Here is a 23,223-nt window from a genome sequence, read left to right as displayed (position 1 = left end):
GCAGGTAGCAAGGTTAAGGTATCAGCATACCCATCCGCGCTTTCTGACCGCCATGGGCCTGCTTCGGGAGCGTGCCATGCAGCACTATTTGAACCTTCCTGCCCGGCGCTGGCGTAATAGCGCCACCATTGCAGGAATCCTCGTGCTGTGCTGCCTGGGCGCCTGCACGGTGCCCGACCACCATGCCCCGGACGGCAACGCGGCGCTCACGTCGGCAGAGCCAGCGCAACAACCCGACGCAGCGGTCACGCCACGGCCGTCCTCGAATGCGGCAGGGGCAATCGTGGGCAGCCTGCTGGGCAAGCTGTTGGGCGGCAAGAGCACAGCAGGAAGCGCCGTCGGCGCCCTCAGCGGCGGCAAGATCGACGGCGCACTGGGCGTGACCGTCTACTATGCCACGGACCGCGAATTTCGCCCCCGCGAAAACAGCTACGGCTGGCAGCCGAACCGCAAGGCACCACACCTGAGCTATGGCAGCGTGCTGGTCAGCATTCCCGAAAAACGTGCGCCCGGCGAATTGCCACTGGCGCCCTGGTACGATTTCATCAGCAGCGACGACGCGCAGCAATATGTACTGATTGAAGGCATGCAGCGCTGGTCGCGTGCCGATTTTTTTGCCACCATCAAGAATATCAACGCCACCGCCCCTGACCGGCGCGCCGCGTTTATCTATATCCACGGCTACAGCAATACGTTCGATGATGCGGCGCGACGCACTGCCCAGATGGCAGTCGATCTCGATATCGGCGCCCTCCCCGTGTTCTACAGCTGGCCTTCGAAAGGCACGCTGGCAGGCTATGAATTCGACCAGAATTCCACCCAGTGGACGCAAACGCATCTGCAGGACTTCCTGGCCGATTTTGCGGAACAGTCACTGGTCACCGATATTTACATCATTGCGCACAGCATGGGCAATCGTCCGCTGACGCTGGCACTGGCCGGGCTGCTTGAAACACGGCCTCAATTGCGCCCGCTGTTCAAGCAGGTGGTGCTGGCGGCGCCCGATATCAACGCCGACGTGTTTCGCGAACAGATCGCGCCGCGCTTTGCCAGCCTGAAACTGCCGACCACCCTGTATGCCTCGGCCAATGACAAGGCGATCCGCGCTTCCTACGGCTTTGCCGAATGGGACCGCATCGGCGACATACGCGGCCCCGTGGTCGCCATTCCCGGCATGGAACTGGTCGATGCCTCGACGGTGGTCATGAACTTCATGGGCCACGATTATTTTGCCAGCAACCGCGTGCTGCTGACCGATATCGCCACCATGATCAAGACGGGACAGCGGGCCGGCAAGCGCGGCGGGCTGCGCGGCGTTCCCGCACGCGCCCCCCAGTACTGGGCTTTCCCCTGATTTCCTTGTACCCATAAAAAACGGAGACCGCAGTCTCCGTTCTTGTTCAGGCTGTCAAACCGCCTCAGGCCAGTTTCCCATGGCACGCCTTGTACTTCTTGCCGCTGCCGCAAGGGCATGGGTCGTTGCGGCCGACCTTGACGCCCATGCTCACGCTCATGTCGTCGACGTACTGGTCGCCGCTGTTGGTGGCGGTCGGCGCCAGCAGTTCTTCGGGCGCGGCGTTCGGATCGAAATCGGCATGCTGGTAGTGCACGTTTTCCACGTGCGACTGCTGCATCGCCGCTTCGGCCGCATCGACTTCCTCGCGCGACTGGATGCGTACCGTCATCACGTGTTTGGTGACGTCGTTCTTGATCATGTCGAGCATCTGGCCGAACAGTTCAAACGCTTCGCGCTTGTATTCCTGTTTCGGGTTCTTCTGCGCATAACCGCGCAGGTGGATACCCTGGCGCAGGTGGTCCAGCGCGGCCAGGTGTTCACGCCAGTGGCTGTCCACGCTTTGCAGCATGACATTGCGCTCGAAGCCGCCGAACGATTCCTTGCCGACGATATCGATCTTCGACTGGTACACGGCATCGGCCGCCAGCAGCACTTTTTCGGCGATCTCTTCGTCCGTCAGGGTCGCATCGGCTTCAAGCAACTGCTGCAGCGGCATGTCGAGCTGCCACTCGCTGGCCAGCACCGCTTCCAGGCCCTTGATGTCCCACTGCTCTTCGACCGATTCCTGCGGCACGTAAGCGTGCACCAGTTCGGTGAACACGCCGTGGCGCAGGGAGGCGATCATTTCCGAGATATCGGTCGTTTCCAGCAGCTCGTTACGCTGCTGGTAGATCACCTTGCGCTGGTCGTTGGCGACATCATCGTATTCCAGCAATTGCTTGCGGATGTCGAAGTTGCGCGCTTCCACCTTGCGCTGGGCCGATTCGATCGAGCGCGAGACGATGCCCGCTTCGATCGGTTCGCCTTCCGGCATTTTCAGGCGGTCCATCACGGCGCGCACGCGGTCGCCGGCGAAGATGCGCAGCAGCGCGTCGTCGAGCGACAGGTAGAAGCGCGACGAACCCGGATCGCCCTGGCGGCCGGCGCGGCCACGCAATTGATTGTCGACGCGGCGCGATTCATGGCGCTCGGTGCCGATGATGTGCAGGCCGCCCGCACCCACCACGTGGTCGTGCAGCGACTGCCATTCATCGCGCAGCTTTTGCGACTGGCCGGCCTTGTCGGCGTCGGCAAGCTCCGCGTTCGCTTCGATGAATTTGATCTGGTTTTCGACGTTACCGCCCAACACGATGTCAGTACCGCGACCGGCCATGTTGGTGGCAATCGTGATGGCTTTCGGACGGCCTGCCTGGGCGATGATTTCCGCTTCGCGCGCATGCTGCTTGGCGTTGAGCACATTGTGCGGCAGCTTGGCTTTCTCGAGGATGCCGGACAACAGTTCCGAGTTCTCGATCGAGGTGGTGCCGACCAGCACCGGCTGGCCGCGCTCGTAGCAGTCGCGGATATCGATCAGCATCGCATTGTATTTTTCCGCCGACGATTTATACACCTGGTCCTGGCGGTCCTTGCGCTGCAGCGGACGGTTTTGCGGAATCACCACCGTTTCCAGGCCGTAGATCTCCTGGAATTCGTAGGCTTCGGTATCGGCCGTACCGGTCATGCCGGCCAGCTTGGCGTACATGCGGAAATAGTTCTGGAAGGTGATCGAGGCCAGGGTCTGGTTCTCGTTCTGGATGTTGACGCCTTCTTTCGCTTCGACGGCCTGGTGCAGGCCATCGGACCAGCGGCGGCCCGTCATCAGGCGGCCCGTGAATTCATCGACGATCACCACTTCCTTGTTCTGCACCACATAGTGCTGATCCTTGAAGTACAGCGCATGGGCGCGCAGCGCCGCATACATGTGGTGCACCAGCGAGATATTGGCCGAATCGTACAGCGAGGCGCCTTCGGGCAGCAGGCCCAGTTCGGTCATGATGCGCTCGGCCTTTTCGTGGCCGGCTTCGGTCAACAGCACCTGGTGCGCTTTTTCATCCTTGGTGTAGTCGCCCGGCACGTCGACCTTGCCCTTGCCGTCCGGCGTTTCTTCGCCGATCTGCAAGGTCAGCAAACCTGGCACTTGATTGATCTTCTGGTACAGATCGGTGTGGCTCTCGGCCTGGCCGGAAATGATCAACGGCGTGCGCGCTTCATCGATCAGGATCGAGTCGACTTCATCGACGATGCCGAAGTTCAGCGTGCGCTGCACGCGGTCGCGCGCTTCGTACACCATATTGTCGCGCAGGAAGTCGAAACCGAATTCGTTGTTGGTGCCGTAGGTGATGTCGGAGTTGTAGGCCTGCTGCTTGGCGCTGTGCTCCATCTGCGACATGTTCACGCCCGTTGACAGGCCCAGCCAGGCGTACAGGCGGCCCATGGTCTCGGCGTCGCGCTGTGCCAGGTAATCATTGACGGTGACGATATGCACGCCCTTGCCCGACAGGGCGTTCAGGTAGGCTGGCAGAGTTGCCATCAGGGTCTTGCCCTCGCCCGTGCCCATCTCGGCGATCTTGCCATAGTGCAGGACCATGCCACCGATCATCTGCACGTCGAAGTGGCGCATGCGCAGCACGCGCTTGGACGCTTCGCGGCAGACGGCAAACGCTTCCGGCAGCAGCGCGTCGAGCGACTCGCCAGCGGCAATGCGTTCCTTGAAGGCAGGCGTCTTCGCTTGCAGCTCGGCATCCGACAGCTTTTCGATGACCGGCTCGAGCGCGTTGATCTCGCGTACCGTTTTTTGGTATTGCTTGAGCAGCCGCTGGTTGCGGCTACCGAAAATCTGGGTCAGTAATGACATGCTTGAATTCTTGAAAAAACGCCGTTAAAAAAAGCTCGGTAGCTGACAGCGAGGTGACCATCGCGTGACCGCACGGAGTTCGACTATGGCAAAAGACGATGATTTTATCATGCGTTCCCCCCAAGGTTGGGATCATGCACTATATAACAATAGCTTTAAGACAAACAATCACGGGAAATTGCCGACATTGTCTGTGCATGATGGCGCATGGATGGCGCCATCAGCGGCGGCTGCCGCCCTCGCCATGCGCGGGCGAGTGTGCTATGTTTCGGCCATGCGAAATCCCACTTACTCGCCGGCACCGCGCCGCAGCTACGGCTTTGCCCGCTCCGGCCCGCCAGTCACGGGCGCGACCGACTTCTTGCGCGGCAACGCGACGATGGCGTCCCTGATGCCCACCGTCAAGCGCCTGGCCGCCCTGCAAAAAGATTGCGCCAAAGCCCTGCCCGCCATGTTCGAACACTGCGATATCCTGCAATTCGAAGCGGGCCAGCTGGTGCTGGCCACGCCCAACGCGGCGCTGGCGGCCAAGCTCAGGCAGCAACTGCCGAAACTGCAGGGAGAACTGGAAAGAAAGGGCTGGCAGATCGCCGGCATCAAGCTCAAGGTGCAAGTGATCAGGAGCATCGCGCCCATCGTCCACACGCGCGCCCTGGTGCTGCCCGAAAAAGCCATGTCGGCGCTGGAAGAGCTGAGCACGGCGCTGCCGGCGTCGAAACAGAACGATCAGCTGATCGCGGCGCTGCGCACACTAGTGCGTCATCACCGCGAACCGAGGGACTGACTCAGGTCAAAGACCACTCGCGCTCCATTTGGCGCAGATAGGATTGCGGCGCCGCTGCATTGGTGGCAAACGAGACGATCTCGTATGACTCCGGCTGCTCCAGCAGCGCCAGCAGCAGCTGGTTGTTCAGCGCATGGCCCGATTTATGGGCCGTGTAATAGGCCAGCAGCGGATGGCCCACCAGATACAGGTCGCCAATCGCGTCGAGGATCTTGTGGCGCACGAATTCGTCTTCATAGCGCAAGCCATCGGCGTTCAGGATGCGGTATTCATCCATCACGATGGCGTTTTCCAGCGAGCCGCCACGGGCCAGGCCCATGCCGCGCAGGCTTTCCACGTCCTGCATGAAGCCGAAGGTGCGCGCGCGCGCCACGTCGTGAATGTACGACACGTCGCCAAAGTCGACCGAGGCGCGCTGCATGGTGCCGTCCACGGCCGGATGGTTGAATTCGATGAAAAAATCCAGCTTGAAGCCGTCGTAGGGCGACAGGCGCGCCCATTTTTCGGCCGCGCCCGTGCCGTGACGCACTTCGACCGGCTTGATCACCTTGATGAATTTCTTGGCCGCCGCCTGCTCTTCCACGCCAGCTTGTTGCAGCAGGAACACGAACGACGAGGCGGAACCGTCCATGATGGGAATTTCTTCCGCATTCACGTCGATCACCATATTGTCGATGCCGAGACCGGCCGCGGCCGACATCAGGTGTTCCACGGTCGACACGCGCGCGCCGTCCTTGATCAGCACGGACGCCATGCGCGTATCGCCGACCGCCATGGCACTGGCGGGAAACTCCACCGCCGGCACCAGGTCGATGCGGCGAAACACGATGCCCGTGTCGATGGCGGCCGGACTCAGGGTCAGCTCGACCTTGGTGCCGGAGTGCAAACCGACGCCGACGGTGCGGATCGATTGTTGGATGGTGCGTTGTTTTAACATTCCCAGATTATATCCAGTTGCAGCCTAAAATGCTGGCAGGCAAAAGATTTGCTCGGCGACTCAAGGATGCTCGCTTTCCACATGCACCGCCTCCTTGCGCACCAGATAGATGCCGCTGGCAATGATGATGGCCGCGCCCAGCATCGTATATTCGTCAGGCAAGGTGCGCCACAGCAGCCAGTCCAGGCCCATGCCCCAGGCCAGGGCCGAATATTCGAACGGCGCCACGCTGGACGCCTTACCACTACGAAACGCTTCCGTGATCGCCAGCTGGCCCAGAAAGCCGCTGACCGACAGGCCGGCCAGCAACAGCCAGTCCTCGCGCCGGATCGCCACCCACTCATGGTACGACAGCGCCACGCCGCCGGCCGCCATCATGACCATCAGCCAGAACACCATGCTTTCGCTGGCGTCGCTGCGGCTGAGGATGCGGCCCGTAATGGCCGAGACGGCATAGCAGGCGGCCGCGCCCAGCACGGCCAGTCCGGCCAGCGACAGGAAGTCGCCGCCTTGCGGACGCAGCACCACCAGCACGCCGCCGAGGCCGACGGCGATCGCGCACCAGCGCGCCAGGTCGACCCGCTCTTTCAGGATCAACACCGACAGCGCCGTGATCAACAGCGGCGCGATAAAAAACAGCGAATACGCTTCGGCCAGCGACAGGCGTTTCAGGCCATAGGCGAACAGGGTAAGCATGGCGACACCGAGCGCGCCGCGCAAACAGTGCAGCGGCCAGCGCACTTGCAACAGGTTTTTGAAGGCGCCCCGGTACAGCAGATACAGGCATACCAGCGGCAAGGACGACAGGGCGCGCAAGGCCGTTACCTGCATCGCGGGATAGATTTCGGACAGCAGCTTCATCGCTGTATCCATCAGCGAAAACAGGCCGGCGGCGGCCAGCATCGCATAGATGCTGCGCAGATTGGGATTATGGGAAGGCAAAACAACTCCTGGCAGGAGAGAAACCGTCATCATGGCGACAGCCGGAGCCAGGACCGGCGGCGGTTGCGGCGCAGCGCACGGTCGCCCGGATTATAGCAAGCGCACTTGTCAGGCTGACGAGGCTGACAACACCGGCAACAGCATCACCAGTTTGACCTCATGCTGGCGCGCCAGGTGCAAGGTCACCTGATTGAAGCTCAAAGCTCCCTGCAGCGGATGCTGGAAGCGGCGCAGTCCGCCGTCGCGGCCCAGCACCTGCTGCGCGCCCCACCACTGGCAGAACTCCACGCTGGCGCCGGCCAGTTCCGCGATCAGGCCGGCCAGCGGCGCCTGGTCGGCATGGCGGCCCACGTCGGCGCGAAACTCGGCCACCAGGCGCTGCGCGCGCTCGGGCCAGCCGGCGATCAGCGTGCGCGCCTGCGGCGACAGGAACATGAAGTGCAGCAGATTCGGCAGCTGCTTGCAGGCCTCGTCCTCGGCGTGCGGAGCATCGAGCCAGCCGGCAAACAGGGCCGCCGCCTGCGCATTCCAGGCCAGCGCATTCCACTGCCGGTCCAGCAGATAGGCCGGCGCATCGATGGCGGCCACGATGGCCGCCAGTTCGCTTGAGGCCGCGCCGCCGCCTGCGGCCTCGCCATGCTCGGGGTCGGCCTTGTCGGCCACGTCGAACAGATATGCGCGCTCGGCCGCGCTCAGTCGCAGCACCTGCGCCAGGCGCGCCAGCATCCTGCTTGATGCCGATACCGGCCTGCCCTGCTCCAGCCAGGTCAGCCAGGTGGGACTGACCTCGCACAACTGCGCCAGCTCTTCGCGGCGCAGGCCCGGCGTGCGGCGTCGCCCGCCACCGGGCAGGCCGGCCATGGCGGGGGTGACGGCTTCGCGCCGGGCGCGGATGAATTCGGCAAGCTTGTGCGACATGGCGTTCCTGGGTAGTAGTCAATATACCAGTATAACTTCTTGTCTTGTTACAGGATAAAACGAGGACTATTCTGCCTGTACACCAACACTCAAGGAGCAAACCATGCAACAGCACGATGTCATTACCGCGCAGTTCGGCAAGACCGCCAGCGCCTACCTCAGCAGCGCCATCCACGCGCAGGGCGCGGACCTGGTGCTGATGCAGGAAGCGGCGCGCCGCCATGGCCGCCCCGAAGTGCTGGACCTCGGTTGCGGCGCCGGCCACGCCAGCTTTGCCATCGCGCCGGTGGCCGCCTCGGTGGTGGCCTACGACCTGGCGCAGCCGATGCTCGACGTGGTAGAACATGCGAAAGTGCAGCGCGGCCTGGACAATATCCGCACGCGGCGAGGCGACGTGGCCAGGCTGCCGTTTGCCGACGCCAGCTTCGACATGGTCGTCACGCGCTTTTCGGCCCACCACTGGGGCGATGTGGCAGCCGCCCTGGCGGAAAGCTGGCGCGTGCTGCGCCCGAACGGCATTTTATTGGTGGTCGATATCGTGGCGCCGAAGACCGCCCTGTACGACACCACCTTGCAGGCGGTGGAACTGCTGCGCGACGGCTCGCATGTGCGCGACTACCGGACCTGCGAATGGGGCGCCAAGTTCAACCATGCGGGTTTCACGCACAGCTTGCGCAGCGTGTGGAAGCTGACCATGCAATTTGACGAATGGGTGGCGCGCATGCGCACGCCAGGCGAGCGCATCGCCGCCATCCGCAACCTGTTCGACGCGGCGCCCGAAGAAGCGCGCCAGTACTTTGCGCTGCAGGATGATTACTCCTTCGATATCGACGCGGCCATGTTCGAGGCGACGAAACCGGTGGTGCAATAAAAAACGGCGCCTGCAAAGGCGCCATTTTTTCAGCGGACAGCACTATTATTTCAGCTGGCCCAGCAAGGTCTCGGCATTCGATACTTCAAACTTGCCGCCCTGCTCGATGTTCAGTTGCGTCACCACGCCGTTGTCGGCCAGCAGCGAGTAGCGCTGCGAGCGCGTGCCCATCCCGTGCTTGGAGAAATCGGCGTCCAGGCCCAGGGCGCGGCTGTAGTCGGCATTGCCGTCGCCCATCATGCGCACGATGCCGGTGGCCTTCTGGTCACGGCCCCAGGCGCCCATCACGAACGCGTCGTTGACGGAGATGCACCAGATTTCATCGACGCCGGCCGCTTTCAGGGCCTCGGCATGCTGCACATAACCCGGCACGTGCTGTGCCGAGCAAGTCGGCGTGAACGCGCCTGGCAGGCCGAAAATGGCGATCTTCTTGCCCTTGGCCAGGTCCTGCACGTTGAACGTGTTCGGTCCCAGCGCGCAGCCTTCGGTTGCGGTTTCGATAAATTCAGCCAGGGTGCCTTCGGGCAGGGTATCGCCGATCTTGATCGTCATGGTGACTCCTTTTTATACGGTATTGGGGAAAGCCGGCCGTCAGCCGGTACTGCGCGACAGTATGCCTGACTTGCCGCATTTGTGCAGAAATCCCCCCTGAAAGCAAAGCCTGATATCAAAAAAACGGCGACCCGCAGGCCGCCGCTTGCATCAGTCTGGCGTGCTGATCAATCTGCCTGTTTGCGCAGGAACGCCGGGATGTCATACGTCTCCATGCCGTTCTTTTCCATCGCGCGCACCTGCTCTGAGGCGGTCTCGCGGCGCCAGACGGCGGGCGCCTTCATGCCGTCAAAGCCGGCCGCTGGCGTGGCCACGCCGGCGCTGGCGGCCACCGTTTGCGCGCCGCCCATGGCGGCCGATGGGGTCAGGGGGCTGTTGTGGGTACCGGTGCGCAGCACTTGCTGCGGTACCAGCTGGATGTTTTTCTTGGCGCGGCCCAGGCCGGTCGCCACCACGGTGACGCGGATATCGTCGCCCATGGCGTCGTCGTAGGCGATGCCTTGCGCGATCGACGCATCCGGTGCGGCAAAGGCGCGCACGGCCGCCATGACTTCCTTGATCTCCTTGCCCTTCAGGCCACGGCTGGCCGTGACGTTGACCAGCACGCCGCGCGCGCCGGACAGATCAATGCCATCCAGCAGTGGTGAAGCGACCGCCTGTTCGGCCGCGATGCGCGCACGGTCCACGCCGGAAGCGGTAGCGGTGCCCATCATGGCCTTGCCCTGCTCGCCCATGATGGTTTTCACGTCGTTGAAGTCGACGTTGATATGGCCCGGCACGTTGATGATCTCGGCAATGCCGGCCACCGCGTTGTTGAGCACATCGTCGGCGTGCTGCATCCATTCAAGCATGCTTTCGTCTTCGTAGATCTCTTCCAGTTTTTCGTTCAGGATGATGATCAGGGAATCGACGTGCAAGGACAGCTGCTCCAGGCCTTCGTCGGCGATGTCCATGCACTTCTGGCCTTCGTACGAGAAAGGCTTGGACACCACGGCCACCGTCAGCGCGCCCAGTTCCTTGGCCACTTCGGCGACGATGGGCGCGGCGCCCGTGCCGGTGCCGCCACCCATGCCGGCGGCAATGAACACCATGTGCGCGCCGCGCAGCGAATCGGCGATGCGCGCACGCGATTCCTCGGCCAGCTGGCGGCCGACGGCCGGCTTCATCCCGGCGCCCAGGCCAGTATCGCCGATCTGGATGATGTTGTGCGCCTTGGACGTCGACAGGGCTTGAGCGTCGGTATTGGCGGCAATGAACTCCACGCCCTGCATGCCTTTGTTGATCATGTGTTGCACTGCATTTCCACCCGCACCGCCGACGCCGACTACCTTGATGACGGTACCTAAAGCTGTGTTATCGACCATATCGAACTCCATGATGTGCTCCTATCAGAATGCGGTTTCCAAGCGCCAGGCCTCATTTAGTCAGGAGAGCTGGAGATTGAAAACTGCGGTTAAATGTAAAATAAGTTGTGTGTACCTGCGCCGCCGCCAAAAAACCTGTCTTGCCGGGTCACCGCAGGCTGTTAAAAATTCCCTAAAAACCATTCCTTCATGCGCTGCCAGACTGCCTTCACGGAGCCATCCTGACGCGTCACGATATGCCCGCGCAGGTATTGCTTTTTCGCTTCCAGCAGTAGTCCCAGCACGGTCGCGTAGCGCGGACTGCGCACCACGTCGGCCAGCTGGCCGCGATACTCCGGCGTGCCCAGGCGCGCCGGTTTCAAAAAGATGTCTTCCGCCATTTCCACCATGCCGGGCATGATGGAGGTACCACCGGTCAGCACGATGCCCGACGACAGCACGCCTTCGTAGCCCGACTCGCGCACCACCTGGTGCACCATGGCGAACAGCTCTTCCACCCGCGGCTCGATCACGGCCGCCAGCGCCTGGCGCGACAGGTTGCGCGGACCACGGTCGCCCAGGCCCGGCACTTCCAGCGATTCGCCCGGATCGGCCAGCACCTGCTTGGCCACGCCGTAGCGGATCTTGATCTCTTCCGCTTCCGCGGTCGGGGTGCGCAGGGCCATCGCGATGTCGTTGGTGATCTGGTCGCCGGCAATCGGGATCACTGCCGTATGGCGGATCGCGCCATCGGAAAACACCGCCACGTCGGTGGTACCGCCGCCGATGTCGATCAGGACCACGCCCAGCTCTTTTTCATCCGCAGTCAGTACCGCGTCGGCCGAAGCCATCGGCTGCAAGATCAGGTCCGACACTTCCAGGCCGCAGCGGCGCACGCACTTGACGATGTTCTGCACGGCCGACACGGCCCCGGTCACGATATGCACCTTGACCTCCAGGCGGATGCCGCTCATGCCGATCGGCTCGCGCACATCTTCCTGGCTATCGACGATGAATTCCTGTGGCACCGTATGCAGCAATTGCTGGTCGGTCGGAATGTTAACCGCTTTCGCCGTCTCGATGACGCGCGCCACGTCGGTGGCCGTCACCTCCTTGTCCTTGATGGCCACCATGCCGCTCGAGTTGAAACTGCGGATATGGCTGCCCGCGATGCCGGCGTACACGTTGCGGATCTTGCAGTCGGCCATCAGCTCGGCTTCCTCGAGCGCGCGCTGTATCGATTCCACCGTCGCCTCGATATTGACGACCACGCCTTTTTTCAGGCCTTTCGATTCGTGCTGGCCCAGCCCGATCACTTCGTGGCGTCCGTCGGACATCACTTCGGCCACCACCGCCACCACTTTCGAGGTGCCGATGTCGAGGCCGACGATCAGGTTTTTCGCGTCTTTTGTCATTTCTGTCGCCTAATTTTTTGGGCTATTGCTAAATTATTTGGTTAATTACTTGCTTGCTTCACTGATTATTCAGTCAAGCGGGTTTCTTGGTCGCACTGCTGGTTTTCTTCCTGATGGCCGGCGCCGGCCGGCCATCCTTGCCTTCGGCCGGTATCACCAGTCCGGCCGAACTCAGGGCCAGGCCATTCTGGTAGCGCATGTCGATGGTGTCGATATTGTCCAGGCGGCTGGCCAGCTGCGGGTAAATCCCCACCAGCCGGTCGACGCGCGCCTTCAGTATCGTGTGATTCTGTTCGCGCCCCAGCGCCACGCTCATGCCGTTGTTCAGCTTGACGGTCCACGCATAGCGGCTCGACAGCGACAGCGCTGCTGGCGCCATCTTCAGCGGCGCAAACCATTTTGCCAGGTTCACATAGGTCGCCAGCACGTCCTTCTCGCTGCCGTCCGGGCCTGAAAACGCGGGCAACTCATGATCGTCCTCGGCTTCGGCCACGTTGGCGGTAAACACATCGCCCTTGACCGACAGCAGCCGCCCATCCTCGCCCCAGGTGCCGAGCGCCTCGTGTTCTTCCAGCGACACGATCAGCTGGTTCGGCCACTCGCGGCGCACGCTGGCGCGGCGCACCCACGGTACCGATTCGAACACGCCGCGCACGCTGTCGAGGTTACTGGTGAAGAAATTGCCCTTGATGCGGTTCTGCGTGCCGGCGCGCAGGGTCAGGTAATTCACGTGGCGCAGTCCCTTCGCCTCGACGCTTTCCACCTTGATGGTGCGCAGGTCGAACATCGGGCGCTGCGACACCCACCACACGCCGGCGGCCACGCACACGACCAGGACAAAGGCCATCAGGCCGTTGGCGGTCGTATTGAGGCTTTTAGCGTCGTGCCACATGTCAGCGCTGTCCCTGCTTGATTTTCAGACGTGCCGAAGCGACGATTTCCAGGCACAGGTCTTCATAGCTGACGCCCACCGCGCGCGCCGCCATCGGCACCAGCGAGTGGCTCGTCATGCCGGGCGAGGTGTTCACCTCGAGCAGGAACAGCGCACTGTCGGCATTGCGCATCAGTACATCGACCCTTCCCCAGCCTTCGCAGCCCAGCGCGCGGTAGGCGGCCAGCGCGATGCGCTCCATTTCGGCCAGAATCGCCGGGTCGAGCTTGGGCGGGCAGAAATACTGGGTCACATCCGTGAAGTATTTGTTCTGGTAGTCGTAATTGCCTTGCGGCGCGACGATCTCGATCGGCGGCAGCGCGCGCGCCGTGGCGCCCTGGCCCAGGATCGCGACGGTAAATTCGCGGCCGGTAATGAATTGCTCGACCAGCACGCAATCATCGAGACCGGCGGCGATGTTGTAGGCGGCCTGGAAAGCCGACGCCTCACGCACGGTGGTGATGCCGATGCTCGAACCCTCGTGCGGCGGCTTGACGATCAAAGGCAGGCCCAGTTCAGCTGCTACCTGCGCCAGGTCGGAGCTGTCGTCGAGCACCGCGTACTTCGGCGTCGGCAGCTGGTGCATCAGCCAGATCATCTTGGTATAGACCTTGTCCATGCCAACCGAGCAGGCCATCACGCCGCTGCCGGTGTACGCAATGCCCAGTTGCTCCAGTGCGCCTTGCAAGCTGCCGTCTTCGCCGAAGCGGCCATGCAGCGCAATGAAGACGCGGTCAAATTGTTCAGCGGCCAGCTCGGCCAGCGAACGCTCGCCCGTGTCGAAGCCATGCGCGTCGACGCCACGGCTTTGCAAGGCGGCCAGCACGCCGGCGCCCGACATCAGCGACACTTCGCGCTCGGCCGAGCGGCCGCCGAACAGCACGCCGACCTTGCCCAATTGTTTCACATCGATAGCTGAAGCTGCGTTCACGTCAGGCCTTTGCAGTGTTGGTTGTATAGGTTGTCAGTTGTTGCGGGATGCCGCTGATCGAGCCCGCACCCATGGTCAGCACCACGTCGCCGTCGCGCGCCACGCTCATGATGGTGTCGGCCATGTCCTGCATCGACTCGACGAAAATCGGTTCGATCTTGCCGCGCGCGCGCAGCGCATGGGCCAGCGAACGGCCGTCGGCGGCGACGATCGGCGCTTCGCCGGCCGCATACACTTCCGACAGCAGCAGCACGTCGGGCGCGCCGAGCACCTTGACGAAATCTTCGAACAGGTCGCGCGTGCGGCTGTAGCGGTGCGGCTGGAAGGCCAGCACCAGGCGGCGGCCCGGATACGCGGCGCGCGCGGCGGCCAGCGTGACTTCCGTTTCCACCGGATGGTGGCCGAAATCGTCAACCAGCGCAAAGCTGCCGCCGTTGGGCAGCGCCACGTCGCCATAGCGCGTGAAGCGCCGGCCCACGCCGGAAAACTCCGCCAGACCCTGCTGGGTGGCGCTGTCGGCAATGCCGATCTCGCGCGCGATCGCAATGGCCGAACAGGCGTTCTGCACATTGTGCATGCCGGGCTGGTTCAGCACCACGTCGAGATCGGGATAGCCTTCCTGCAGCACCGTGAAATGCATTTCCAGGCCGACGGCGCGCGCATTGATGGCGCGCACTTCGGCGTCTTGCGCAAAACCGTAGGTGGTGACCGGCTTGGTGACGAACGGAATAATGGCGCGCACGTGCGGATCGTCCACGCACAGCATGGCGCGGCCGTAGAACGGCAGGCGGTGCGTGAACTGCACGAAAGCCTGCTTGAGCTTTTCAAAATCGTGCTCGTAGGTGTCCATGTGATCTGCATCGATATTGGTGATGACTTCGATCATCGGCGTCAGGTTCAAAAACGAGGCGTCCGATTCGTCCGCTTCGGCCACCAGGTAGTCGCCAGAGCCCAGTTTGGCGTTGGCGCCGGCGCTGGTGAGGCGGCCGCCGATCACGAAAGTGGGATCGAGGCCGCCCTGCGCCAGCACCGAGGCGACCAGGCTGGTGGTGGTGGTCTTGCCGTGGGTGCCGGCAATCGCGATACCGCGTTTGAGGCGCATCAATTCGCCCAGCATCACGGCGCGCGGCACCAAAGGGATCTTGCGCGCACGCGCAGCGGCCACTTCGGGATTATCTTGCGGCACCGCACCCGAGGTCACCACCGCGTCGGCGTCGCCGATGTTTTCCGCCGCATGGCCCAGCATGACGGTCGCGCCCAGGCTGGCCAGGCGCTGCGTCGCCGCATTGCTGCCCAGGTCAGAACCCGACACCTTGTAGCCGAGGTTGACCAGCACTTCGGCGATGCCGCTCATGCCGCTGCCGCCGATGCCGACAAAGTGGATATTGTTTACTTTATGCTTCACAGAACTAACCTCATGCCAATTGCTCCAATACGTGTGCGATCGCCTCATTGGCGTCGCGCTTGCCTGCCGCCAGCGCCGCCTGCGCCATCTGCTGGCAGCTGTCGCGGCCAAGCGACGCCAGCATCGCGCTCAGTGACGCCGGATTCATTTCGGTCTGCGGCAAATGAATCGCCGCGCCCTGCTGCGCCATCCATTGCGCGTTATTGCGCTGGTGGCTGGTAGTCGAGGCCACCAGCGGCACCAGCACGCTGGCCACGCCGGCCGCCGTCAGCTCCGACAAGGTGATGGCGCCGGCGCGGCAGATCACCAGGTCGGCCGCCGCATAGGCCCCGGCCATGTCGTCGATAAAGTCGACCACATTGGCCGTCACGCCCGCTGCCGCATACGAGGCGCGCAGGGCGTCGATATTCTTCTTGCCCGACTGGTGCGTCACCAAAGGCCGTGCGGCTTCCGGCATCAATGCCAGCGCGGCCGGCAGATTGTCGTTCAGCGCCCTGGCGCCCAGGCTGCCGCCCACCACCAGGATGCGCAAGGGGCCGCTGCGGTGTTCAAAGCGCGCCGCCGGCGGCGCCATCGCCAGAATTTCGGCGCGCACCGGGTTGCCGGTGACGACCGCCTTGCTGGCCGCGGCGCCAAACTGCGCAGGGAAGCCGAAGCATACCTGCTGTGCCAGCGGAAGCAGTGTCTTGTTCGACAGCAGCAATGCCGCATCGGCATTGACCAGTACCAGCGGCACGCCGCACAAACGCGCCACCAGGCCGCCAGGCACCGTGACATAGCCGCCCATGCCCATCACCACGTCGGGCTTGCGGCGCGACAGGAAACCACGGATGGCAAACAGGCTGGCGATCATCTTAAAGCCGCCCTTGACGGTATGGCCCAGGCCTTTGCCGCGCATGCCGGAAAATGCGATGGCATCCATGGGAATGCCGCTTTTCGGCACCAGCTCCTGCTCCATGCCGTGGGTCGTACCCAGCCAGCTCACTTCCCAGCCGCGCGCACGCATGGTTTGCGCGATCGCCAGGCCGGGGAATATATGGCCGCCGGTGCCGGCCGCCATGATCATCAGTTTTTTCGTCTTCAAGTTGTTTGCAGTCGTCATAGCCGGCCCCCGCGCATCAGGATCCGGTTTTCATAATCGATGCGCAGCAGGATCGCCAGGCCGATACAGTTGATCAGGACGCCCGTGCCGCCATAGCTCATCAGAGGCAGGGTCAGGCCCTTGGTCGGCAACAGGCCCAGGTTCACACCCATGTTGATAAAGGTCTGCACGCCGATCCAGATGGCGATGCCCTTGGCAGTCAGGCCGGCAAAGGTCTGGTCGATGGCGATCGCCTGGCGGCCGATGTCGAAGGCGCGCTTGATAATCCAGTAGAACATGCCGATCACGATCAACACGCCCACCAGGCCCAGTTCCTCGCCGATCACGGCCAGCAAAAAGTCGGTGTGCGCCTCGGGCAGGTAATGGAGCTTTTCCACGCTGCCGCCCAGGCCCACGCCAAACAGTTCGCCGCGGCCAAAGGCGATCAGCGAGTGTGTCAGCTGGTAGGCCTTGTTGAGCGCATTGTCTTCCTGCCACGGGTCCAGATAGGCGAAGAAACGCTCGCGGCGGAATTTCGACAGCGCGATGATGGTGACGAAAATCGCCGTCAGCATGGCGCCGATGCCGCCGAACCAGATGGCGTTCACGCCCCCCAGGAACAGAATGCCCATGGCGATGCAGACGATCACGCCAAAAGCGCCCAGGTCAGGCTCCATCAGCAGCAGCAAGCCAACGAAACTGACGGCCAGCGCCATCGGCATGAAGCCCTTGGTCAGCTTGTGCATGTATTCCTGCTTGCGCACCGTATAGTCGGCCGCGTACAGCACCATCACCACCTTCATCAGTTCGGACGGCTGCGGCCGCAGGCCCGGCAGGTTCAGCCAGCGGCGCCCGCCGTTGACCGACACGCCCAGGCCAGGAATGAGCACCATCACCAGCAGCACCAGGGTGCCGATGAACAGCCACGGGGCCATCTTTTGCCAGGTGGCGACGCGGATACGGAACACCACCGCGCTGGCGATGATCGAGATGCCGATGAACAACGCCTGGCGCACGACGAAATAATTGTTGGTGTAGGCGGCGAACTTGCGTGCGTCCGACAGCGAGATCGAGGCCGAATACACCATCACCATGCCCAGCAGCATCAACAGCAGCACCACCCAGATCAGGGGCTGGTCGTAGTCCATCATCTTCGACTGCCGCACGCGACCGTCCAGCGGCTTGGCAGCCGAGCCGGAACCGAAACCGAATGGCAGCTGGAAGGCCATCAGAGATCCTGTCCGTTGTCCAAGGCGATGTCGCGCACGGCGTCGACAAACACCTGCGCGCGGTGCGCATAGTTCTTGAACATGTCCAGGCTGGCGCAAGCGGGCGACAGCAGCACCGCGTCGCCTGGCTGGGCCAGGATGGACGCCTGTTTGACCGCATCGGGCAAGCTGGCGCAGTCGAACAGGCCGACACCCGAAGGCTCCAGTGCCGCACGCAGCGCCGGCGCATCGCGCCCGATCAGCAGCACGGCGCGCACATGGCGCGACACCGGTTCGGCCAGCGGCGAGAAATCCTGGCCCTTGCCGTCGCCGCCGGCGATCAGCACCAGGCGCTGCTCCGCGCCGCCAAACGCCTTGCCCAGGCCATTGATGGCCGCCACCGTGGCACCCACATTGGTGCCCTTGCTGTCGTCGTAATACTCGACCTCGCCCACCGCCGTGACCAGCTCCACCCGGTGCGGCTCGCCCTGGTATTCGCGCAAGCCATGCAGCAGCGGCGCGAACGGCAGGCCAATGGCGCGGCACAGGGCCAGCGCGGCCAGTGCATTCGAGGCATTGTGCTGGCCACGGATTTTCAGGGCGTCGGCCGGCATCAGTTTTTTCGCCATGGTCGGCACCGGTTCGGGCGCCGGATCGTTTTTCCTGCGTTTTTTCTCGATCACTTCTTCGCTCGGCACGGCTTGCGCCAGCCAGTAGACACCGCGCTCGTTGACCAGGCCAAAGCTGTCGGCTTCCTGGGGTTCGCTGGTGCCAAATGTCACGCTATCGACCAGGGCATGCTTCATGCGCATGACAAACGCATCGTCGCGGTTGAGCACGCGCACGGTGTGCTCGCCGAAGATGCGCGCCTTGTCCAGCGCGTAGGCGGCCATGTCGCCATGCCAGTCCAGGTGATCCTGCGACAGATTCAACACGGTGGCCGCATCGGCCTGCAGGCTGAAGGTGGTGTGCAGCTGAAAGCTCGACAATTCCAGTATCCACGCCTGCGGCAGGGTGCTGGCGACGGGCTCGGCGAGATCGGCTGCAACTGGCGCCGGCTCGGCATCGAGCACCTCGCGCAGCACGTCCAGCGCGGCCGGGCTGATATTGCCGGCCACGCGCGTGGACAGGCCCGCCCGTTCGCACAACAGGCCGACCAGGCTGGTGACGGTAGTCTTGCCGTTGGTGCCGGTAATGGCGACGATTTTCGGCGCATAGCCGCGCTCTGTTTTCAGCGCGGCCAGCGCCTGGGCGAACAGTTCGATCTCGCCCCATACGGGGATATTATTTTCCGCTGCGGCTGGCGCGATGTGCGCCAGTTCGCGCTGCGGCGCCAGGCCGGGGCTGACGGCGACAAAGTCGACGCTGTCCAGCAGTTCAGCGGTGAATCGACCGGCGATGAACTGCGCATCGGGCACTGCCTCGCGCAGGGCGGCCAGGCGTTCCGGCGCTTCGCGGGTGTCGGCCACGCGCACTTGAGCGCCGCAGCGGGCCAGCCACAGGGCCATGGCCAGGCCGGACTCGCCGAGTCCCAGTACCAGTGCGGTTTGATTGGCGTAGTTCATCAGCGCAGCTTCAAGGTGGTCAGGCCGAGCAGCACCAGCATCATGGTGATGATCCAGAAACGCACGACAACCTGCGTTTCCTTCCAGCCTTTTTGTTCAAAATGGTGGTGCAGCGGCGCCATCAAAAATACGCGGCGGCCCACGCCATAGCGCTTCTTGGTGTATTTGAACCACGCCACCTGGATGATCACCGACAGCGTTTCGACCACGAAGATGCCGCCCATGATGAACAGCACGATTTCCTGGCGCACGATGACGGCGACGGTGCCCAGGGCGCCGCCCAGGGCCAGCGCGCCGACGTCGCCCATGAACACTTTGGCGGGGTGGGTGTTATACCAGAGGAAGGCCAGGCCGGAACCGGCCAGCGCGCCGCAGAAGATCACCAGTTCGCCGGCGCCCGGAATATGCGGGATAAACAGGTAGCGCGCATAGGTGGCGTTGCCGGTCAGGTAGGCAAACAGGCCCAGCGCCGTGCCCACCATCACGGTGGGCATGATGGCCAGACCGTCGAGGCCGTCGGTGAAATTGACGGCGTTGCTGGTGCCGACGATCACGCAGTAAGTCAGGGCGATAAACCCCCATACGCCCAGCGGATAGCTGATGGTTTTAAAGAACGGCACGATCAGGTCGGCCTTGGGCGGCAGGTCCATGGCAAAGCCGGACTGCACCCAGGCGTAGATCAGATTCCAGACCTGGCCCGCGTTCGGCTCGGAAATCGACACCGAGAACGCCAGGTAGAAGGCGGCGGCCAGGCCGATCAGCGACTGCCAGAAGTATTTTTCGCGCGAGCGCATGCCTTCCGGGTCCTGGTGCACCACCTTGCGGTAGTCGTCGGCCCAGCCGATGGCGCCAAAACCCAGCGTGACGATCAGCACCGGCCAGATAAAGCGGTTCGACAGGTCGCACCACAGCAGGGTGGAGGTGCCGATGGCGATCAGGATCAGCACGCCGCCCATGGTGGGCGTGCCGTGTTTTTTCAGATGCGTTTGCGGACCATCGGTACGCACGGCCTGGCCGACCTTCAGGCGCGTGAGCATGCGGATCACGGCAGGACCGGCAAACAGGCCGATCAGGATGGCGGTCAGGGTGGCGAAGACGGCGCGAAAGGTGATGAAGTTAAAGACCCGCAATGGGCCAATGTCGTCCTGGAAATAATGAGCGAGCCAGAGCAGCATGATTAGTGAGCTTCCTTGTTGTTTTTGTTTGAACCAATCAAATGCTGCACGGCCCGTTCCATCTTCATGAAACGGGAGCCCTTGATCAATACTGTTGCATCCGGACGAGCTACCAGCAGCGCATCGAGCGCCGCCAGCAAACCGTCGAATTGTTCGAAATATTCCACGACCGTGCCTGACTGCGCCGCATTGACAGAGGCGACCATATGGCGCGCCAGGCCGCCCGTCGCCAGCACGTGTTCGATGCCTTTGGCGGCGGCGTAGGCGCCGATCTCTTCGTGGAATTGCTGTCCTTGCGTGCCCACTTCACCCATTTCGCCCAGCACCAGGATACGCGGCGCGCCGGCTTGCGCCAGCACGTCGATGGCGGCGCGCGCCGAATCGGGATTGGCGTTGTAGGTGTCGTCGATGACGGTGGCGCCATTCATCGCTCGCTTTTGCTGCAGGCGCCCGGCCACCGGCGCGAACGCTTCCAGCCCCTGCCTGATGGCGTCCAGTTTTACGCCGGCGCCGACTGCGCAGGCGATGGCCGCCAGCGCGTTCCTGACGTTATGCTCGCCGGCCGCCTGCAGGCCGACAAAGAACTGCTGCACGCCGCCCTGCCCGTCACGCACGCTGACGAACATGTCGCTGCCAAACGCTTCGGCCACGCGGTGGGTGCAGCTGACTTCGGCGTCTTTCGACAGGCCGAAGCGGATCACGCGGCGCGTGCTGGCAAGTTCCTGCCACAAGGGCGTAAATTCGTCGCCATGCGGAAACACGGCCACGCCATCCGGCGGCAAGGCGGCCAGCACGGCGCCGTTCTCGCGCGCCACCGCCTCCACCGTATGCATGAATTCCTGGTGTTCGCGCTGGGCGTTGTTGACCATCGCCACGGTCGGCTCGGCAATCGCCGCCAGGCGCGCGATTTCGCCCGGATGGTTCATGCCCATCTCGATCACGGCCGCGTCATGATGGGCAGCCAGGCGGAACAAGGTCAGCGGCACGCCGATCTCATTATTCAGGTTGCCGCGCGTGGCCAGGCGGTCCTGCTCGCCGTGGGCGGCGGCCAGGATGGACGACAGCATTTCCTTGACCGTGGTCTTGCCATTGCTGCCGGTCACGCCGATCACCGGCAGGTCGAACTGGCGGCGCCAGAAGTTGGCGATGCGCCCCAGCGCCACCAGGGTATCGGGCACCACGATGGCGGCGACCTGGCTCGCGTCCCAGCCCTCGGGCAGGGCTTCGACGATCACCGCCGCCACGCCCTGGCGCGCCACGTCCGTCAGGAAATCGTGGGCGTCGAAACGTTCGCCGCGCAAGGCGACGAACAGCGCGCCGTTGCCGGCCTGGCGGCTGTCGGTCGATACGCCCGCAAACGGCGTGTCGAGACGGCCAAGCAGGCGCGCGCCGGCCGATGCCAGTACTGGCAGCACTTGTGCAAGTGTGGCGTGCACGGTCTGCTCCATCAATTGGTCCTCATCATGGTCAGGCGCGCCGACAGCGCCAGCTGCGCATGATCGGCGTCGGAAAACGGCAGCTTCTTGCCCTTGATTTCCTGGTACGGTTCATGGCCCTTGCCGGCCAGCAGGATCACATCCGGCTTGGCGGCGTGCTTGATGGCCGACAGGATGGCGGCGGCGCGGTCTTCGATCGCCTGCGGCTGCGGGCCGTCCTGGCGCATGCCGGCGACGATCTGTTCGATGATGGCGTGCGGATCTTCGCTGCGCGGATTGTCGCTGGTCACCAGCACATGGTCGGCCTGCTGGGCGATGGCGCCCATCTGCGGGCGCTTGCCCGGATCGCGGTCGCCGCCGCAGCCGAACACGCACCACAGCGCGCCGCCGCGGTCCTGCGCCACCTGGCGCAAGGCGGCCAGGGTTTTTTCCAACGCATCGGGCGTATGCGCATAATCGATGACGATCATCGGCGCGTCCTGGCCGCCGACCTGCTGCATGCGGCCCGGCGCCGGCAGCAAGGCTTCGATCGTGTCGAGCGCCGCGCGCAACGGCACGCCATGGGCCAGCAAGGCGCCCAGCACGGCCAGCGCATTGCTGATATTGAAGTGGCCCACCAGCCGGGTTTTCACCGGCGCCGTGCCCATGCCGCATTCGAGCTGGAAGTCGGTGCCGGCGTTACGGCTGCGGAACTGGCTGGCGCGCAGCGTCAACACACCCGGCCGCTCGGGCACGCTGGCCGCATCCTGCAAGGTGTAGCCGATGACGGGAATGTCACCCTTGGGCTTGCCCGCCACGTGCGCGGCCAGGCGCTGGCCCATGGCGTCGTCGAGGTTGATCACCGCCGTTGTCAAGCCCGGCCAGTCGAACAGTTTCACTTTCGCCGCCTCGTAGGCCGCCATGTCGCCATGGTAGTCGAGGTGGTCGCGCGTCAGGTTGGTAAACATCGCCACATCGAAATGCATGCCGGCCGCGCGGTCCTGGTCCAGGCCGATCGACGACACTTCGATGGCCACCGCTTGCGCGCCAGCGTCGCGCAGCACCGCCAGTTTCCTGGCCAGCAGCACGGCGTCGGGCGTGGTGTAGCCGGTGACGTCGAAATCGATCTCGCCGCGTGCCTTGCACAGGCCCACGCCCAAGGTCCCGATCACGGAGGAAGTCTCGCCCAGGCGCGCCAGGGCTTGCGCCAGCCACAGCGCGCACGAGGTCTTGCCGTTGGTGCCGGTCACGCCGGCACTGAACATGGCACGGTCGGGCATGCCGTAATAGGTGTGCGCTATCGGGCCGGCCTGGCGTTTCAGGTCGGGTACGGCCAGCAAAGGCACAGTCAAATTGTGCACCTCCAGCGTGACGTCGCCGTCGGCGTCGTCATGCACGATGGCGGCCGCGCCCAGCTTGACGGCCGCCTCGATGAAGCGGCTCGCGCCGGCATAGGCGAAAAACACATCGCCGCGCCGCACGCGGCGGGAGTCGGATGTCAGCTGCGCGCCCGGGGCGGCAGCGGCTATCCACGAACTGATATCTTGTATGGTCATGAGC

Annotated in this window: 19 protein-coding genes; 3 read left to right on the top strand and 16 right to left on the bottom strand. The window is 63.6% G+C overall.

Translation table 11 applies throughout. The annotated features are described in order from the left end of the window. Positions 1-76: 76 nt before the first annotated feature. Entirely contained in the window at positions 77-1,354 is a 1,278-nt protein-coding gene (locus tag CD932_RS15005) for an alpha/beta hydrolase (protein WP_176460957.1), read from the top strand. A gap of 64 nt (positions 1,355-1,418) precedes the next feature. On the opposite strand, the gene secA is transcribed toward CD932_RS15005, so the two are convergent. Beyond that, positions 1,419-4,190: a preprotein translocase subunit SecA gene (gene secA / locus CD932_RS15000; protein WP_094443330.1), complete on the bottom strand. Its 2,772-nt coding sequence runs from the start codon at positions 4,188-4,190 to the stop codon at positions 1,419-1,421. 274 nt (positions 4,191-4,464) lie between these two features. Between secA and CD932_RS14995 the strand changes: the two genes are divergently transcribed. Beyond that, complete coding sequence (locus CD932_RS14995) at positions 4,465-4,974, top strand: DciA family protein (protein WP_094443329.1); 510 nt, start codon at positions 4,465-4,467, stop codon at positions 4,972-4,974. 1 nt (position 4,975) lies between these two features. On the opposite strand, the gene lpxC is transcribed toward CD932_RS14995, so the two are convergent. From lpxC to CD932_RS14980, 3 genes are all read right to left on the bottom strand, one after another. After that, positions 4,976-5,911 (bottom strand): UDP-3-O-acyl-N-acetylglucosamine deacetylase, encoded by a 936-nt coding sequence (gene lpxC, locus CD932_RS14990; RefSeq protein WP_094443328.1) that lies wholly within the window; start codon positions 5,909-5,911, stop codon positions 4,976-4,978. Between the two features lie 60 nt (positions 5,912-5,971). Then, entirely contained in the window at positions 5,972-6,814 is an 843-nt protein-coding gene (locus CD932_RS14985; RefSeq protein ID WP_094443657.1) for a DMT family transporter, read from the bottom strand. Between the two features lie 147 nt (positions 6,815-6,961). Then, complete coding sequence (locus CD932_RS14980; RefSeq protein WP_094443327.1) at positions 6,962-7,771, bottom strand: helix-turn-helix transcriptional regulator; 810 nt, start codon at positions 7,769-7,771, stop codon at positions 6,962-6,964. A 103-nt stretch (positions 7,772-7,874) separates the two neighbouring features. On the opposite strand from CD932_RS14980, the gene CD932_RS14975 reads away from it, so the two are divergent. Continuing rightward, complete coding sequence (locus CD932_RS14975; protein ID WP_094443326.1) at positions 7,875-8,642, top strand: class I SAM-dependent methyltransferase; 768 nt, start codon at positions 7,875-7,877, stop codon at positions 8,640-8,642. A gap of 45 nt (positions 8,643-8,687) precedes the next feature. On the opposite strand, the gene CD932_RS14970 is transcribed toward CD932_RS14975, so the two are convergent. From CD932_RS14970 to CD932_RS14915, 12 genes are all read right to left on the bottom strand, one after another. Then, entirely contained in the window at positions 8,688-9,194 is a 507-nt protein-coding gene (locus tag CD932_RS14970; protein WP_094443325.1) for a peroxiredoxin, read from the bottom strand. A 167-nt stretch (positions 9,195-9,361) separates the two neighbouring features. Further along, the gene (gene ftsZ, locus CD932_RS14965) at positions 9,362-10,570 is read right to left on the bottom strand and encodes a cell division protein FtsZ (RefSeq protein WP_094443324.1); all 1,209 of its coding nucleotides are present in this window, start codon (positions 10,568-10,570) and stop codon (positions 9,362-9,364) included. A gap of 149 nt (positions 10,571-10,719) precedes the next feature. After that, the gene (gene ftsA, locus CD932_RS14960; protein ID WP_094443323.1) at positions 10,720-11,952 is read right to left on the bottom strand and encodes a cell division protein FtsA; all 1,233 of its coding nucleotides are present in this window, start codon (positions 11,950-11,952) and stop codon (positions 10,720-10,722) included. A 73-nt stretch (positions 11,953-12,025) separates the two neighbouring features. Then, on the bottom strand, positions 12,026-12,844 hold the full coding sequence (locus tag CD932_RS14955) for a cell division protein FtsQ/DivIB (RefSeq protein WP_094443322.1): 819 nt from the start codon (positions 12,842-12,844) through the stop codon (positions 12,026-12,028). A 1-nt stretch (position 12,845) separates the two neighbouring features. Next, a complete protein-coding gene (locus CD932_RS14950) occupies positions 12,846-13,814 on the bottom strand; it encodes a D-alanine--D-alanine ligase (RefSeq protein WP_094443321.1) in 969 nt (322 codons plus the stop codon). Between the two features lies 1 nt (position 13,815). Next, complete coding sequence (murC, locus tag CD932_RS14945; protein ID WP_094443320.1) at positions 13,816-15,219, bottom strand: UDP-N-acetylmuramate--L-alanine ligase; 1,404 nt, start codon at positions 15,217-15,219, stop codon at positions 13,816-13,818. Between the two features lie 10 nt (positions 15,220-15,229). Further along, positions 15,230-16,321: an undecaprenyldiphospho-muramoylpentapeptide beta-N-acetylglucosaminyltransferase gene (gene murG, locus CD932_RS14940; RefSeq protein ID WP_254926588.1), complete on the bottom strand. Its 1,092-nt coding sequence runs from the start codon at positions 16,319-16,321 to the stop codon at positions 15,230-15,232. Beyond that, positions 16,318-17,529, bottom strand: a complete 1,212-nt coding sequence (ftsW, locus tag CD932_RS14935; protein WP_094443319.1) for a putative lipid II flippase FtsW — start codon at positions 17,527-17,529, stop codon at positions 16,318-16,320. The genes murG and ftsW overlap by 4 nt, the downstream gene beginning before the upstream one ends. Then, positions 17,529-19,073 (bottom strand): UDP-N-acetylmuramoyl-L-alanine--D-glutamate ligase, encoded by a 1,545-nt coding sequence (gene murD / locus CD932_RS14930; RefSeq protein WP_094443318.1) that lies wholly within the window; start codon positions 19,071-19,073, stop codon positions 17,529-17,531. The genes ftsW and murD overlap by 1 nt, the downstream gene beginning before the upstream one ends. Next, positions 19,073-20,248, bottom strand: a complete 1,176-nt coding sequence (mraY, locus tag CD932_RS14925) for a phospho-N-acetylmuramoyl-pentapeptide-transferase (protein ID WP_094443317.1) — start codon at positions 20,246-20,248, stop codon at positions 19,073-19,075. Before mraY ends, murD begins: the two co-directional genes overlap by 1 nt. A 2-nt stretch (positions 20,249-20,250) precedes the next feature. Next, on the bottom strand, positions 20,251-21,696 hold the full coding sequence (murF, locus tag CD932_RS14920) for a UDP-N-acetylmuramoyl-tripeptide--D-alanyl-D-alanine ligase (RefSeq protein ID WP_094443316.1): 1,446 nt from the start codon (positions 21,694-21,696) through the stop codon (positions 20,251-20,253). Continuing rightward, complete coding sequence (locus CD932_RS14915) at positions 21,696-23,219, bottom strand: UDP-N-acetylmuramoyl-L-alanyl-D-glutamate--2,6-diaminopimelate ligase (RefSeq protein WP_094443655.1); 1,524 nt, start codon at positions 23,217-23,219, stop codon at positions 21,696-21,698. The genes murF and CD932_RS14915 overlap by 1 nt, the downstream gene beginning before the upstream one ends. Positions 23,220-23,223 lie beyond the last annotated feature (4 nt).

Source organism: Janthinobacterium sp. PC23-8 (genome assembly GCF_002250505.1).
Classification (GTDB): domain Bacteria; phylum Pseudomonadota; class Gammaproteobacteria; order Burkholderiales; family Burkholderiaceae_D; genus Janthinobacterium.
Note: the sequence above shows the minus strand (reverse complement) of the source record. Positions and strands in the feature narration are given on the sequence as shown.

What these genes read in the sequence shown, in the direction of transcription:
- murF (WP_094443316.1), bottom strand. Translation starts at nt 21,696, where the DNA reads ATGGAGCAGACCGTGCACGCCACACTTGCACAAGTGCTGCCAGTACTG.
- ftsA (WP_094443323.1), bottom strand. Translation starts at nt 11,952, where the DNA reads ATGACAAAAGACGCGAAAAACCTGATCGTCGGCCTCGACATCGGCACC.
- CD932_RS15005 (WP_176460957.1), top strand. Translation starts at nt 77, where the DNA reads ATGCAGCACTATTTGAACCTTCCTGCCCGGCGCTGGCGTAATAGCGCC.
- lpxC (WP_094443328.1), bottom strand. Translation starts at nt 5,911, where the DNA reads ATGTTAAAACAACGCACCATCCAACAATCGATCCGCACCGTCGGCGTC.
- secA (WP_094443330.1), bottom strand. Translation starts at nt 4,190, where the DNA reads ATGTCATTACTGACCCAGATTTTCGGTAGCCGCAACCAGCGGCTGCTC.
- mraY (WP_094443317.1), bottom strand. Translation starts at nt 20,248, where the DNA reads ATGCTGCTCTGGCTCGCTCATTATTTCCAGGACGACATTGGCCCATTG.
- CD932_RS14955 (WP_094443322.1), bottom strand. Translation starts at nt 12,844, where the DNA reads ATGTGGCACGACGCTAAAAGCCTCAATACGACCGCCAACGGCCTGATG.
- ftsZ (WP_094443324.1), bottom strand. Translation starts at nt 10,570, where the DNA reads ATGGAGTTCGATATGGTCGATAACACAGCTTTAGGTACCGTCATCAAG.
- CD932_RS14985 (WP_094443657.1), bottom strand. Translation starts at nt 6,814, where the DNA reads ATGCTGGCCGCCGCCGGCCTGTTTTCGCTGATGGATACAGCGATGAAG.
- CD932_RS14995 (WP_094443329.1), top strand. Translation starts at nt 4,465, where the DNA reads ATGCGAAATCCCACTTACTCGCCGGCACCGCGCCGCAGCTACGGCTTT.
- ftsW (WP_094443319.1), bottom strand. Translation starts at nt 17,529, where the DNA reads ATGGCCTTCCAGCTGCCATTCGGTTTCGGTTCCGGCTCGGCTGCCAAG.
- CD932_RS14980 (WP_094443327.1), bottom strand. Translation starts at nt 7,771, where the DNA reads ATGTCGCACAAGCTTGCCGAATTCATCCGCGCCCGGCGCGAAGCCGTC.
- murG (WP_254926588.1), bottom strand. Translation starts at nt 16,321, where the DNA reads ATGACGACTGCAAACAACTTGAAGACGAAAAAACTGATGATCATGGCG.
- CD932_RS14970 (WP_094443325.1), bottom strand. Translation starts at nt 9,194, where the DNA reads ATGACGATCAAGATCGGCGATACCCTGCCCGAAGGCACCCTGGCTGAA.
- CD932_RS14975 (WP_094443326.1), top strand. Translation starts at nt 7,875, where the DNA reads ATGCAACAGCACGATGTCATTACCGCGCAGTTCGGCAAGACCGCCAGC.
- CD932_RS14915 (WP_094443655.1), bottom strand. Translation starts at nt 23,219, where the DNA reads ATGACCATACAAGATATCAGTTCGTGGATAGCCGCTGCCGCCCCGGGC.
- murD (WP_094443318.1), bottom strand. Translation starts at nt 19,073, where the DNA reads ATGAACTACGCCAATCAAACCGCACTGGTACTGGGACTCGGCGAGTCC.